This window comes from Kluyvera huaxiensis, assembly GCF_040149365.1.
GTDB classification, from domain to species: domain Bacteria; phylum Pseudomonadota; class Gammaproteobacteria; order Enterobacterales; family Enterobacteriaceae; genus Kluyvera; species Kluyvera intermedia_A.
The window spans coordinates 143,923-157,369 of record NZ_JBEFLV010000007.1; the positions used below are offsets into that span (position 1 = coordinate 143,923).

Annotated in this window: 12 protein-coding genes and 1 riboswitch; of the genes, 8 read left to right on the forward strand and 4 right to left on the reverse strand. The window is 56.1% G+C overall.

Going from position 1 to position 13,447, the window contains the following annotated elements:
* The first annotated feature begins 21 nt into the window (after nt 1-21).
* Genes leuA through leuD form a run of 4 tightly spaced genes read left to right on the forward strand, consistent with a single transcriptional unit; the run spans nt 22 to nt 4,703 of the window.
* Nucleotides 22-1,593 (forward strand): 2-isopropylmalate synthase, encoded by a 1,572-nt coding sequence (gene leuA / locus ABOC97_RS09655; RefSeq protein WP_349596796.1) that lies wholly within the window; start codon nt 22-24, stop codon nt 1,591-1,593.
* Nucleotides 1,593-2,684: a 3-isopropylmalate dehydrogenase gene (gene leuB, locus ABOC97_RS09660; protein WP_349596799.1), complete on the forward strand. Its 1,092-nt coding sequence runs from the start codon at nt 1,593-1,595 to the stop codon at nt 2,682-2,684. Before leuA ends, leuB begins: the two co-directional genes overlap by 1 nt.
* Nucleotides 2,685-2,686: 2 nt before the next feature.
* Nucleotides 2,687-4,087, forward strand: a complete 1,401-nt coding sequence (gene leuC / locus ABOC97_RS09665) for a 3-isopropylmalate dehydratase large subunit (protein WP_349596802.1) — start codon at nt 2,687-2,689, stop codon at nt 4,085-4,087.
* A 10-nt stretch (nt 4,088-4,097) separates the two neighbouring features.
* Nucleotides 4,098-4,703 (forward strand): 3-isopropylmalate dehydratase small subunit, encoded by a 606-nt coding sequence (gene leuD / locus ABOC97_RS09670; RefSeq protein ID WP_349596805.1) that lies wholly within the window; start codon nt 4,098-4,100, stop codon nt 4,701-4,703.
* Between the two features lie 42 nt (nt 4,704-4,745).
* Here the strand turns inward: leuD and ABOC97_RS09675 are convergent, their stop codons facing one another.
* On the reverse strand, nt 4,746-5,924 hold the full coding sequence (locus ABOC97_RS09675; RefSeq protein ID WP_349596808.1) for a sugar efflux transporter: 1,179 nt from the start codon (nt 5,922-5,924) through the stop codon (nt 4,746-4,748).
* 88 nt (nt 5,925-6,012) lie between these two features.
* The gene (sgrT, locus tag ABOC97_RS09680; protein ID WP_234504683.1) at nt 6,013-6,150 is read right to left on the reverse strand and encodes a glucose uptake inhibitor SgrT; all 138 of its coding nucleotides are present in this window, start codon (nt 6,148-6,150) and stop codon (nt 6,013-6,015) included.
* A 222-nt stretch (nt 6,151-6,372) separates the two neighbouring features.
* Here sgrT and sgrR point away from each other — a divergent pair, with 222 nt between their 5' ends.
* The 4 genes from sgrR (at nt 6,373) to thiQ (ending at nt 11,536) form a co-directional block, all read left to right on the forward strand.
* Nucleotides 6,373-8,028: an HTH-type transcriptional regulator SgrR gene (gene sgrR, locus ABOC97_RS09685; RefSeq protein ID WP_349596812.1), complete on the forward strand. Its 1,656-nt coding sequence runs from the start codon at nt 6,373-6,375 to the stop codon at nt 8,026-8,028.
* Between the two features lie 57 nt (nt 8,029-8,085).
* Nucleotides 8,086-8,253, forward strand: a riboswitch (TPP riboswitch).
* Between the two features lie 31 nt (nt 8,254-8,284).
* The gene (thiB, locus tag ABOC97_RS09690; RefSeq protein ID WP_349596815.1) at nt 8,285-9,268 is read left to right on the forward strand and encodes a thiamine ABC transporter substrate binding subunit; all 984 of its coding nucleotides are present in this window, start codon (nt 8,285-8,287) and stop codon (nt 9,266-9,268) included.
* Complete coding sequence (gene thiP, locus ABOC97_RS09695) at nt 9,244-10,854, forward strand: thiamine/thiamine pyrophosphate ABC transporter permease ThiP (protein ID WP_349596818.1); 1,611 nt, start codon at nt 9,244-9,246, stop codon at nt 10,852-10,854. Before thiB ends, thiP begins: the two co-directional genes overlap by 25 nt.
* Nucleotides 10,838-11,536 carry a thiamine ABC transporter ATP-binding protein ThiQ gene (gene thiQ, locus ABOC97_RS09700; protein ID WP_349596821.1) on the forward strand — a complete coding sequence of 233 codons (699 nt, stop codon included), beginning with the start codon at nt 10,838-10,840 and terminating at the stop codon, nt 11,534-11,536. The genes thiP and thiQ overlap by 17 nt, the downstream gene beginning before the upstream one ends.
* A gap of 42 nt (nt 11,537-11,578) precedes the next feature.
* Here thiQ and ABOC97_RS09705 read toward each other — a convergent pair whose 3' ends face one another.
* Nucleotides 11,579-12,346, reverse strand: a complete 768-nt coding sequence (locus tag ABOC97_RS09705; RefSeq protein WP_234504692.1) for a DedA family protein — start codon at nt 12,344-12,346, stop codon at nt 11,579-11,581.
* A 129-nt stretch (nt 12,347-12,475) separates the two neighbouring features.
* A complete protein-coding gene (araC, locus tag ABOC97_RS09710; protein WP_234504694.1) occupies nt 12,476-13,321 on the reverse strand; it encodes an arabinose operon transcriptional regulator AraC in 846 nt (281 codons plus the stop codon).
* Between the last annotated feature and the right edge of the window lie 126 nt (nt 13,322-13,447).

The window sequence follows — 13,447 nt, forward strand, 5'->3', positions numbered from 1 at the left end:
AGTAAACCAAGGACCTAAACCATGAGCCAGCAAGTCATTATTTTTGATACGACCTTACGTGATGGTGAACAGGCATTACAGGCAAGCCTGAGCGTGAAAGAGAAGCTGCAGATTGCCTTCGCCCTCGAACGTATGGGCGTTGACGTAATGGAAGTCGGCTTCCCGGTCTCTTCTCCGGGCGATTTCGAGTCTGTACAGACTATCGCTCGCAATATTAAAAACAGCCGCGTTTGTGCATTGGCGCGCTGCGTCGAGCAGGACATTGATGTTGCCGCCGAGTCGCTGAAGGTCGCTGAAGCATTCCGCATTCATACCTTTATCGCCACCTCACCAATGCATATCGCCACCAAGCTGCGCAGCACGCTGGAAGAAGTGATTGAACGCGCGGTCTATATGGTGAAACGGGCGCGCAATTACACCGACGATGTTGAGTTCTCTTGTGAAGATGCGGGCCGTACGCCAATCGATCAGTTGTCTCGTGTGGTTGAAGCCGCCATCAATGCCGGTGCGACCACCATTAATATTCCCGATACCGTCGGCTACACCCTGCCATTTGAATTCTCCAACATCATCACCGGCCTGTATGAGCGTGTACCGAATATCGACAAAGCAATTATCTCCGTTCACACCCACGACGATTTAGGCATGGCGGTCGGAAACTCGCTGGCGGCAGTTCATGCGGGCGCTCGCCAGGTTGAAGGCGCCATGAACGGCATCGGTGAACGCGCGGGTAACTGTTCTTTAGAAGAAGTCATCATGGCGATTAAAGTGCGCAAAGACATCATGAAAGTGCACACCGCCATCAACCACAATGAAATCTGGCGTACCAGCCAGACCGTTAGCCAGATCTGCAACATGCCGATTCCTGCCAACAAAGCTATCGTCGGCACCGGTGCCTTCGCTCACTCTTCCGGCATCCACCAGGATGGCGTCCTGAAGAACCGCGAAAACTACGAAATCATGACCCCGGAATCCATCGGTCTGAATCAGGTTCAGCTGAACTTGACCTCTCGCTCCGGCCGCGCTGCCGTGAAGCACCGCATGGAAGAGATGGGTTACAAAGACACCGACTACAACATGGACCACCTGTACGACGCCTTCCTGAAGTTGGCGGACAAAAAAGGCCAGGTCTTTGATTACGATTTGGAAGCGCTGGCGTTCATTAACAAGCAGCAGGAAGAACCCGAACATTTCCGTCTGGATTACTTCAGCGTGCAGTCCGGCTCCAGCGATATCGCCACCGCCTCCGTCAAACTGGCCTGCGGCGAAGAGAGCAAAGCCGAAGCCGCTAACGGCAATGGCCCGGTTGACGCGATTTATCAGGCAATTAACCGCATCACCGGCTATGACGTTGAGCTGGTCAAATATGACCTGAATGCCAAAGGCCAGGGGAAAGATGCGCTGGGCCAGGTCGATATCGTCGTGACCTACAACGGTCGTCGTTTCCACGGTGTGGGCCTGGCGACGGATATCGTCGAGTCTTCCGCAAAAGCGATGGTCCACGTTCTGAACAATATCTGGCGCGCCGCCGAAGTCGAAAAAGAATTGCAACGCAAAATTAAGAATAACGAGAACAACAAGGAAACCGTGTAATGTCGAAGAATTATCATATTGCTGTGTTACCAGGTGACGGTATTGGCCCGGAAGTCATGACACAGGCATTGAAAGTACTGGAAGCCGTGCGCCAGCGTTTTGATATGCGTATTACCACCAGCCACTATGATGTCGGCGGTATCGCCATCGACCGTCACGGCGAGCCGTTACCTCAGACAACCGTCGATGGCTGCGATCAGGCTGATGCGATTCTGTTTGGTTCAGTAGGTGGCCCAAAATGGGAAAACCTGCCGCCAGCCCAGCAGCCAGAGCGCGGTGCCCTGCTGCCGCTGCGTAAGCATTTCAAGTTGTTCAGCAACCTGCGTCCAGCGAAGCTGTATCAGGGGCTGGAAGAGTTCTGCCCGCTGCGCGCCGATATCGCCGCTAACGGCTTCGACATTCTGTGCGTCCGCGAACTGACCGGCGGCATCTACTTCGGCCAGCCGAAAGGCCGCGAAGGCAGCGGTCAGCACGAAAAAGCGTTCGATACCGAAGTGTATTACCGTTTCGAAATTGAGCGTATTGCGCGCATTGCCTTTGAATCTGCGCGCAAACGTCGTCACAAAGTGACCTCTATCGACAAATCCAACGTGCTGCAGTCTTCTATTATGTGGCGCGAGATCGTCAGTGAAATCAGCAAAGAGTATCCGGACGTTGCGCTGGCACACATGTACATCGATAACGCCACTATGCAGCTGATTAAAGACCCGTCCCAGTTTGACGTGCTGCTGTGTTCTAACCTGTTCGGCGACATTCTCTCCGACGAATGCGCGATGATCACCGGTTCCATGGGGATGCTGCCGTCCGCCAGCCTGAACGAAGAAGGTTTCGGTCTGTACGAACCGGCCGGTGGCTCCGCCCCGGATATCGCCGGTAAAAATATTGCCAACCCGATCGCGCAAATTCTGTCATTGGCGCTGTTACTGCGCTATAGCCTGGACGCCAACGACGCCGCTTCCGCGATTGAAGCCGCGATCAACCGCGCGCTGGAAGAAGGCGTGCGCACCAGCGATTTAGCCCGCGGCGGCGCGGCTGTCAGTACCGATGAAATGGGCGACATCATTGCCCGCTACGTTGCCGAAGGGGTGTAACCATGGCGAAGACCTTATACGAAAAATTGTTTGATGCTCACGTGGTGTTTGAAGCGCCAAACGAAACGCCGCTGCTGTACATCGATCGCCACCTGGTGCACGAAGTGACTTCACCACAGGCGTTCGACGGCCTGCGCGCGCACAAGCGTCCGGTTCGTCAGCCGGGCAAAACCTTCGCCACCATGGATCACAACGTCTCCACGCAGACCAAAGACATCAACGCCTCCGGCGAGATGGCGCGTATCCAGATGCAGGAGTTGATTAAGAACTGTAACGAGTTCGGCGTTGAACTGTATGACCTGAACCACCCTTATCAGGGCATTGTGCACGTGATGGGGCCGGAACAGGGCGTTACTCTGCCGGGGATGACCATTGTTTGCGGCGACTCCCATACCGCCACTCATGGCGCATTCGGTGCGCTGGCGTTCGGTATCGGCACCTCAGAAGTAGAACACGTGCTGGCGACCCAGACCCTGAAACAGGGTCGCGCGAAAACCATGAAGATTGAAGTTAACGGCAAAGCAGCGCCGGGCATCACCGCCAAAGATATCGTGCTGGCGATTATCGGTAAAACCGGCAGCGCCGGCGGTACCGGCTATGTGGTGGAATTCTGCGGCCAGGCCATTCGTGACCTGACCATGGAAGGCCGTATGACCCTGTGTAACATGGCCATCGAATTAGGCGCAAAAGCGGGCCTGGTGGCGCCTGACGAAACCACCTTCAACTACGTAGAAGGCCGTCTGCACGCGCCGAAAGGCAAAGATTTTGACGACGCGGTGAACTACTGGAAAACCCTGAAGACCGACGACGGTGCGACCTTTGATAATGTTGTCACCCTGCAAGCCGAAGAGATTGCGCCGCAGGTGACCTGGGGCACCAACCCGGGCCAGGTGATTTCGGTGAATGACAATATTCCGGATCCCGCTTCCTTTAGCGATCCGGTCGAGCGCGCCAGCGCCGAGAAAGCGTTGGCCTATATGGGCCTCAAGCCGGGTATTCCGCTGACCGATGTCGCTATCGACAAAGTGTTTATTGGTTCCTGCACCAACTCGCGCATTGAAGATTTACGTGCGGCGGCTGAAATCGCCAAAGGCCGCAAAGTGGCTCCGGGCGTACAGGCGCTGGTTGTGCCAGGCTCCGGTCCGGTGAAAGCGCAGGCGGAAGCGGAAGGTCTGGATAAGATCTTTATTGAAGCCGGTTTTGAATGGCGTCTGCCGGGTTGCTCCATGTGTCTGGCGATGAACAACGACCGTCTGAACCCGGGCGAACGCTGTGCTTCCACCAGCAACCGTAACTTTGAAGGCCGTCAGGGCCGCGGTGGCCGTACTCACCTGGTCAGCCCGGCAATGGCCGCAGCGGCCGCGGTAAGCGGTCATTTCGCCGATATTCGTAGCATGAAATAAGGAAACCATCATGGCAGAGAAATTTACCCAACATACGGGACTGGTGGTGCCTCTGGATGCCGCGAACGTCGATACCGATGCGATTATCCCGAAACAGTTTTTGCAGAAAGTCACCCGTACCGGCTTTGGTGCGCACCTGTTTAACGATTGGCGTTTCCTCGACGATAAAGGCGAGCAGCCAAACCCTGAATTCGTGCTGAACTTCCCTGAGTACAAAGGCGCTTCCATTCTGCTGGCACGTGAAAACTTCGGCTGCGGTTCCTCACGGGAACACGCGCCGTGGGCGCTGACCGACTACGGTTTTAAAGTGGTGATTGCCCCAAGTTTTGCCGACATCTTCTATGGCAACAGCTTTAACAACCAGCTGCTGCCGGTGACGTTGAGCGATGCGCAGGTCGATGAACTGTTTGCCCTGGTGAAGGCAAACCCAGGTATTAAATTTGAAGTGGATCTGGAAGCGCAGATAGTGAAAGCGGGCGATAAGTCTTATAGCTTTAAAATCGACGACTTCCGCCGCCACTGCATGATTAATGGCCTCGATAGCATCGGCCTGACGCTGCAGCACGAAGATTCCATTTCTGCTTATGAGAATAAACAGCCGGCGTTTATGCGTTAACCCCTCATATGCCGGATGCCCTGCGCATCCGGCATTATCATCTCACACGTCCTTCACCCGACAGGTCATTACCAGCGTCACCAGCGATATCCCCGCGATCATCCAGTACACCGAAAAGTGGCCGAAGCTTTGCGCCAGCGCGCCTTGCACAATACCGGCAAGGATCACTCCGGTTGAAATACTATTGGTAAACAGCGTGGTCGCCGCCCCTGCACGTCCCGGCATCAAATCCTGGAACCACAGCATACCAATCCCGGCGACGATACCGATAAACACGGCGTTGAATAGCTGCAATACCAGCAGCGACGTGTGGCTGTGGAAAAAGATAAGCCCCACATAGAACAGAACCCCCGCCGCGACCGCCGTGACCATCATCCGCCGCTTGCCAAAGCGCTTCACGTAGTAGCCCGCAAGGATCATTGCCGGAATTTCTAATCCGGCGGCGGTGCCCATCAGGATCCCCGCCAGACTATCAGGTAGCCCGAGATCGCTGCTGATCCACAGCGGCATATCGATGATATACATGGTGTTGCAGGTCCACATCAACGTCGAGGCGATAAACAGCATGCGGACGTTGCTATCTTTCCAGCCGCTGACCGGATTCTGCTCCGCGTCAGCGGGTTGCTCGACTCGCGCCACCGAAGGCAACGTCAGGGCAATCAGGGCGAGGCTCACGGCAAAAATGCCGGCGGCGATAGAGAACATAGTGGTAAAGCCGTAGTTCAGCGCCAGCATAAAGGCCAGCGGCGGGCCAATGACCCACGCCAGCGAGAGCTGCGCACGCATCACCGAGCTGAACATCACCACTTCACGCGCCGAACTGTCGGCATATTCGCGCGCCAGCGCAAACAGCTGCGGCATGGCGGCGTTGGCAATCGAGGCCAGCAGCACACCGCAGGTAATCAGCGTCAGATAATGGCGATTGAAGGCGAACAATAGCGCGTTGCCTACCGCCATCAGACAGCAGAACATGATGAGCTTACGCCTGTCTCCCCGGCTATCGGATCGCTTTGCCAGCGCAAGGCTAACCACGATCCCGGCGACCGCGTTGACGGTGTAGAACAGGCCAACCCAGAACGGCTGCACGCCGACCTCACGGCTGAGATACAGGCTCAACGTCGGCGCCTGCAGCGCTCCCGCAATCCCCATCATAAACGCCACCATCATAAAGGCGGCATACACACCGTTGAGACGTCGTCCCATCGTCATTAACCAGAGCATCAGAAATCCTTTGTGCACACGAAAGAATAAAAAAAAGCCAGCAGATGATACCTGCTGGCAAATACTCAGTCACACATGATTAGGCGAATTAATGCTCAGAGGTCGGGTTCGTAACTTCCCATTGCATCAGAGCGTTCAGCACTTCAAGCCGCTGCGCGGTTGCCTGACGGGCCAGCCAGGAAACATTTTTGGTAGCAGAAAAATAACGCTGGTAGAACTGATACATAGTGACCTCCTCATCTACCCTATGGATTTCGAGTTGCTGGAAAACCGCAAGCCTGTTAGCCCCCATTCACATACCACGATGTGGTCGGGACGAGCAGGCGCAGCCAATGTATCTGCAACTTGAAAGACGACGGGTAGACACCTCCTCGCTTCATCGAAAGCTATTATTGGCTTAATATAGGGATTAATAAATTGCTGAGTTTTTAGCGGGAGTTCCTCTTTTATGCCTTCAGGTCGACTGCAACAACAATTCATCCGCTTATGGCAGTGCTGCGAAGGGAAATCGCAGGAAACCACGCTGAATAATCTGGCCGAACTGCTGAGCTGTTCCCGCCGCCATATGCGTACCTTATTGAACACGATGGAGGCGCGCGGCTGGCTCACCTGGGAGGCGGAAGTCGGGCGCGGCAAGCGCTCCAGGCTCACCTTCCTCTACACCGGGCTGGCATTGCAGCAGCAACGCGCGGAGGATCTGCTGGAGCAAGACCGGATCGATCAGCTGGTACAACTGGTTGGCGATAAAGCGGCGGTACGCCAGATGCTGGTGTCGCATTTAGGCCGCAGTTTCCGTCAGGGGCGGCATATCTTACGCGTGCTTTACTACCGCCCGATGCACAATTTACTGCCCGGAACGGCACTACGACGCTCGGAAACCCACATTGCACGGCAAATATTTAGCGCGTTGACCCGGGTAAATGAGGCAAATGGGGAACTGGAAGCCGATATTGCGCACCATTGGCAGGCTATTTCCTCATTACACTGGCGGTTTTATTTGCGTCCTGGCATTCATTTCCATCACGGACGCGAACTGGAGATGGACGACGTCATCGCTTCGCTGCACCGCAGCATGACGCTGCCGCTGTTCTCCAATATTGCGCGCATCGACTCCCCGACCGCGTGGACGCTGGATGTGCATCTGCATGAGCCCGACCGCTGGCTGCCTTTGTTGTTAGGCCAGGTATCGGCAATGATCCTGCCGCGCGAGTGGCAATCGCTGCCCGATTTCTCCCGCATACCGGTCGGTACCGGCCCGTATGCAGTGGCACGCAACAACCTGAACCAGCTTAAGATCCACGCCTTTGATGACTACTTTGGCTTCCGTGCTTTAATTGATGAAGTTAACGTCTGGGTGCTACCGGAAATTGGGGAAGAGAATAACTGCGGTCTGACGCTCCAGGGCACCACGCAGAGCGAAAAAGCGATCGAGAGCCGGCTGGAAGAAGGCTGCTACTACCTGTTATTCGATGCCCGCAGCCCACGTGGTAGCAATCCGGCGGTGCGTCAGTGGCTGAGCCACATATTTCACCCCAACAATCTTCTCTACCACGCGGGCGATCAGCACCAAAGCCACTGGTTTCCAGCCTATGGACTGCTGCCGCGCTGGCACCATGCGCGCAGTCAAGCCTGCGAGAAACCGGCCGGACTGGAGTCAGTCACCCTGACCTATTACCGGGAGCACGTCGAACACAAAATCATCGGCCTCATCATGCAGCAGCTGCTGGCGGAACATCAGGTCACGCTGAACATTCAGGAAGTGGAATACGACGAATGGCATCGGGGCGAGGTGGTGAGCGATATCTGGCTTAACAGCGCCAACTTCACCTTGCCGCTGGATTTCTCGTTATTTGCCTATCTGTATGAAGTACCGCTAATTCGCCACTGCATTCCCATCGACTGGGAGCAGGATGCGGCGCGCTGGCGGGCGGACGATCTCCCGCAGGCCGACTGGTGCCAGCAATTGCTGGCAAATCAGTGCGTAGTACCGCTAATTCACCACTGGCTGATGATCCAGGGGCAGCGCAGTATGCGCGGCGTGCGCATGAACACTTTAGGCTGGTTTGACTTTAAGTCGGCCTGGTTTGCTCCCCCGGATCCGTAGAACCGGATAGGATCGCGCTTAAGGCTTTTGATTTATTCACGTAATCATTACAATGTGCCGTTCTCAACGGGGTGCTAAAAAAGCATACACGAAATCATTTGAGTTGCATCAAGGCGGCGAACGAGTGCTGCCAGCAGCTCGAAGGATGAAGTGTATGGGCTGAGATAATACCCGTCGAACCTGATCCGGATAATCCCGGCGAAGGGATTTGAGGCTCACTCAAAATCCTTTGCCACCAATATACTAAAGGTGCAAAGTGTTCAAAAAATTACTCCCCCTGCTGGTGCTGGTTGCCGCTCCGGCCTTCGCTAAACCGGTCCTGACGGTTTATACCTATGACTCCTTTGCTGCCGATTGGGGCCCGGGTCCTGCGGTGAAAAAAGCCTTTGAAGCCGACTGTAACTGCGAACTGAAGTTCGTGGCGCTGGAAGATGGCGTGTCGCTGCTGAACCGTCTGCGAATGGAAGGCAAAAACAGCAAGGCCGACGTGGTGTTAGGGCTGGACAATAACCTGCTGCAGGCCGCTACCGACACCAAACTGTTTGCCAAAAGCAACGTTCCTGCCAGCGCGGTGAGCGTCCCGGGCGGCTGGACTAACGACACCTTCGTGCCGTTCGATTACGGCTACTTCGCCTTCGTCTACGATAAAAACAAGCTGAAAAACCCGCCTAAGAGCCTGAAAGAGCTGGTTGAAAGCGACCAGAAATGGCGCGTGATTTATCAGGACCCGCGCACCAGCACGCCGGGCTTAGGCCTGCTGCTGTGGATGCAAAAAGTCTACGGTGACAAAGCGCCGGAAGCCTGGCAGAAACTGGCAGCCAAAACCGTCACCGTCACCAAAGGCTGGAGCGAAGCCTACGGTCTGTTCCTGAAAGGGGAAAGCGACCTGGTGCTGAGCTACACCACCTCTCCGGCGTATCACATTATCGAAGAGAAGAAAGATAACTACGCGGCAGCGGCCTTTACCGAAGGACATTATCTGCAGGTGGAAGTGGCCGCGAAAACCGCCGCCAGCAAACAGCAGAAACTGGCAGACGAGTTCCTGAACTTTATGGTCTCCCCGGCGTTCCAGAACGCCATCCCGACCGGCAACTGGATGTATCCGGTTACCCAAGTCACGCTGCCCGAAGGCTTTAACAGCCTGGTGAAACCACAAACCGCGCTGGAGTTCACCCCGCAGCAGGTTGCAACCGAACGTCAAAACTGGATTAACGCATGGCTTCGCGCAGCCAGCCGCTAATTCCACGCTGGCTGTACCCAGGGCTCACGGCCACCGCGTTGATGGTGGCCGTCGCCCTGGCGGCGTTTCTAGCGCTGTGGCTCAACGCGCCAGAATTTTCGTGGTCGGCGCTGCTCAGTGATAGCTATCTCTGGCACGTGGTGCGCCTCTCCTTCTGGCAGGCGTTTCTTTCGGCGCTGCTGTCGGTTATCCCAGCCATTTTCCTCGCGCGGGCGCTGTATCGACGCCGCTTCCCAGGCCGACAGCTATTGCTGCGGTTGTGCGCGATGACGCTGATCCTACCGGTACTGGTTGCCGTGTTCGGCATTCTCAGCGTTTACGGGCGCCAGGGTTGGCTGGCGCAGCTTTACGCGTGGCTCGGCTGGCAGTGGAATTTCTCGCCCTACGGCCTACAGGGCATCCTACTGGCGCACGTGTTCTTTAATATGCCGATGGCAACCCGTCTGCTGCTGCAAGCCCTGGAGCAAATTCCCGGCGAGCAGCGTCAGCTTGCCGCCCAGCTAGGCATGCGCGGCTATCCGTTCTTTCGTTACGTCGAATGGCCGTGGATGCGGCGGCAAATTCTGCCCATCGCCACCCTGATTTTTATGCTCTGCTTCGCCAGCTTCGCCACCGTGCTGTCGCTGGGCGGCGGGCCTTCCGCCACCACCATTGAGCTAGCCATTTATCAGGCGCTGAACTTCGATTACGACCCCGCGCGCGCGGCGATGCTGGCGATCATTCAAATGACCTGCTGTCTGGCGCTGGTGCTGTTAAGCCAGCGCTTAAGCCGCGCCATTGCCGTCGGTAATACGCAGGTCCACGGCTGGCGCGATCCCGATGACCGCTGGCACAGTCGGATTAGCGACGCGCTGCTGATTTTTGTCACGCTGTTACTGCTGCTGCCACCGCTGCTGGCGGTGGTGTTTGACGGCATCAACGCCAGCCTGTGGCAGGTGCTACAACAGCCGATTTTATGGCAAGCCATTGGCACCTCGCTGCGTATCGCCCTCGCCGCTGGCGTGCTGTGCGTAATCCTCACCATGATGCTACTGTGGAGCAGCCGCGAACTGCGGGCGCGCAATCGACCGCTGGCCGGGCAGGCGATGGAGCTAAGCGGGATGTTGATTCTGGCGATGCCGGGGATCGTGCTGGCCACCGGCTTCTTTCTGCTGCTGAACAATACCGTTGGCCTGCCGGAATCTGCCGACGGCATCGTGATTTTCACCAACGCGCTGATGGCGGTGCCTTACGCCATCAAAGTGCTGGAAACCCCGATGCGCGACATTACCGCCCGCTACACGATTCTGTGCGAATCGCTGGGACTGGCGGGTTTTAACCGGCTACGCGTGGTCGAACTGCGGGCGCTGAAGCGGCCGCTGGCGCTGGCGCTGGCATTCGCCTGCGTCCTGTCGATTGGTGATTTCGGCGTCGTGGCGCTGTTCGGCAACGAGAATTTCCGCACGCTACCGTTCTATCTCTACCAGCAAATTGGCGCCTATCGCAGCCAGGACGGTGCGGTGACCGCGCTGATTCTGCTGCTGCTGTGCTTTGCCCTGTTTACCGTTATTGAAAAATTACCCGGACGCCATGCTAAAACTCAATGATGTCACCTGGCTGTATCAGCACCTGCCAATGCGCTTCACCACTTCGATCACGCAGGGCGAAAAGGTGGCGATCCTCGGCCCTAGCGGGGCGGGTAAATCCACGCTGCTCAATCTGATCGCCGGTTTTCTGCCGCCAGCCAGCGGGACGATTATGCTGGAAGGCCGCATCCATACGGATACCCCGCCATCTAAGCGACCGGTGTCGATGCTGTTTCAGGAAAATAATCTGTTTAGCCACCTGACGGTGCGTCAAAACATTGCGCTGGGAATGACGCCGCACCTAAAGCTCTCAGCCGATCAACAACGTAAATTGCAGGTTATTGCCGGACAGATGGGCCTTGAGGCCATGTTGGACAGGCTTCCCGGCGAGCTTTCTGGCGGCCAGCGTCAACGCGCGGCGCTGGCGCGCTGTCTGGTGCGGGAACAGCCGATTTTGCTGCTGGATGAGCCCTTTTCCGCACTCGACCCGGCGCTTCGTCAGGAGATGCTGCAATTGGTTGACGATGTCTGTCAGCGCCAGCAATTGACGTTACTGATGGTGTCACACAGCGTAGAAGATGCCGCGCGCATTGCCACGCGGGCGATGGTGATTGCCGATGGGCGCATCGCCTGGGACGGCGACACGCAGGAACTGTTAAGCGGTAACGCCAGCGCTTCCGCCCTGTTGGGCATCACCGCGTGATACCCGCCGGATAAGCCTATGCCTTATCCGGCGCTCCCCTCATTACAGCCCGACCACTTTGCGTAAAATATCGATATACACCGGCATCAGCGGGTGACGAATCACGCTTACCAACGCTACCAGCGCCACGCCTGTCACCAGCGGAGCCAGCAGCAGCAAGCGTTGACGCGGTAAAAATGCACTCAAACGATCCTGACTCTGACTGGCGCTACGCCACAAACGCCAGCACAACCAGCCGCCAACCCACAGTAACAGCGCCGCGGCCAACAGCAGCCATTTAAAGCTCGCACTATTTTCATCGGCGGGAATATCGATAGCCGCCCCGGCCAGAATACCCGGCAGGAAGTACAGCGGCGGCCACAGCACGCAGCCGATGATATTGGGGGTAATAAATTTGGCGACCGGTAGATCAAGCATCCCGGCGACCATCGGTACCAGCGGACGCGTAGGACCGACAAAGCGGCCAATCAGAATGGTAATCATGCTGTGCTGATGCAAAGCGTGCTCGGTTTTATCCAGCAGCGCGCGGTTTTTCTTCATAAATGACCAGCGGTGCAGCGGCTTTTTAAAACGCCATCCCAGCCAGAAGGAGATCCAATCGCCGAGCAGACAGCCAACGATCCCCACCAACCACGCTTGCCAGAAATTCACTTCACCGCTGCCGATGAGCGCACCTAGCCCCGCCATCATCACGGTACCCGGCAGAATCAAGCCGACTAGCGCCAGTGATTCCAGAAACGCAACCAGCGCCACCGCAATCAGCGAATAGGTCGTGGATTGCGTAATAAAGTGTTCCAGCAGTTCTTGCATAGTGTGCCCGGTTTGAAAACGAAGCAGGGATTCTCCGGAGCGCCCCCCGCAACGTCAAGCCTTCAATTGTCTTTAGAGTTTACTGGTAAAGACAAAAGCCGACACAGTGCATTTCCTTTTCTTTACCTTTTATTCACATCCTGCGCGAAATTCACTCGGGCTGGCACCGGTGCATTTTTTAAATACCCGCGAGAAATAAAGCTGATCTTCAAAGCCGACGTTACGCCCTACGCTCGCGATAGGCATTCGCGTGGTGCTCAGCAGCAGCTTCGCCTGGCTGATACGCTGATCCTCGCGCCAGCTCAGCACGCTCACCCCAAGCTGTTGGCGGAACAAGTGCGATAAGCGCGACGGCGACAGGCAGACATGTTGAGCCACGCTGGCGATTTCAAAGTGGTTGTCCGCCAGATGATCGCTGATGTACTGACAGGCGTCGCGCACCCGGTTGTCCATTGGCGGATGCAACGATTCGTTAATCGCTTCCATACGACGCAACAATAATTGCTCCAACAGATTAATAGCCAGCAGCTCTGAGTAACGCCCAACTCCCTGTCCGGCGTCGATAATTTTGCCAAACAGGTTGGCAATCTCCGCCTGATGCGCTTCATCCGGACGATAAAAACCGGTTTGCGCCACGATAGCCGGCCAGTTCAGCCACTCGTGCCAGTAGGCACGCGGACGGAAGTAGACCCATTGGTGATACCACTCGCTGGCATCAGGATGGCGGCCATAATGATGAATTTCGCCCGGCGGAAAAAGCAACATATCGCCCTGACGGCAAACAAACTGCTTGCCCTGATTTTCAATCACTCCTTCACCGCGCACCGTCATATTCAGAATAAAACCCTTCATCCCGAGCGGTCGGTCGATGAAAAAATCCAGGTATCCCCCGGCTTCGATCGGCGTTAATCCCGCGACCAAATGGGCGTTAAACGAATAACCAGGCAGCAGGGGATCGTTTTGCATTTCAGCCATTTCAGCTCACCCTCATTGATATCTCAAGAAACCAATTATCCATACTCGGCTTTTTATCCTCTCGGCTGGTGCGCTAAATCAATAACAGAACCAGAGCCGCTGTCAACCCCGTTATTTCAAGGCACT

Coding starts and splice junctions, on each gene's coding strand:
- leuA (WP_349596796.1), top strand. CDS start 22: ATGAGCCAGCAAGTCATTATTTTTGATACGACCTTACGTGATGGTGAA.
- leuB (WP_349596799.1), top strand. CDS start 1,593: ATGTCGAAGAATTATCATATTGCTGTGTTACCAGGTGACGGTATTGGC.
- leuC (WP_349596802.1), top strand. CDS start 2,687: ATGGCGAAGACCTTATACGAAAAATTGTTTGATGCTCACGTGGTGTTT.
- leuD (WP_349596805.1), top strand. CDS start 4,098: ATGGCAGAGAAATTTACCCAACATACGGGACTGGTGGTGCCTCTGGAT.
- ABOC97_RS09675 (WP_349596808.1), bottom strand. CDS start 5,924: ATGCTCTGGTTAATGACGATGGGACGACGTCTCAACGGTGTGTATGCC.
- sgrT (WP_234504683.1), bottom strand. CDS start 6,150: ATGTATCAGTTCTACCAGCGTTATTTTTCTGCTACCAAAAATGTTTCC.
- sgrR (WP_349596812.1), top strand. CDS start 6,373: ATGCCTTCAGGTCGACTGCAACAACAATTCATCCGCTTATGGCAGTGC.
- thiP (WP_349596818.1), top strand. CDS start 9,244: ATGGCTTCGCGCAGCCAGCCGCTAATTCCACGCTGGCTGTACCCAGGG.
- thiQ (WP_349596821.1), top strand. CDS start 10,838: ATGCTAAAACTCAATGATGTCACCTGGCTGTATCAGCACCTGCCAATG.
- ABOC97_RS09705 (WP_234504692.1), bottom strand. CDS start 12,346: ATGCAAGAACTGCTGGAACACTTTATTACGCAATCCACGACCTATTCG.
- araC (WP_234504694.1), bottom strand. CDS start 13,321: ATGGCTGAAATGCAAAACGATCCCCTGCTGCCTGGTTATTCGTTTAAC.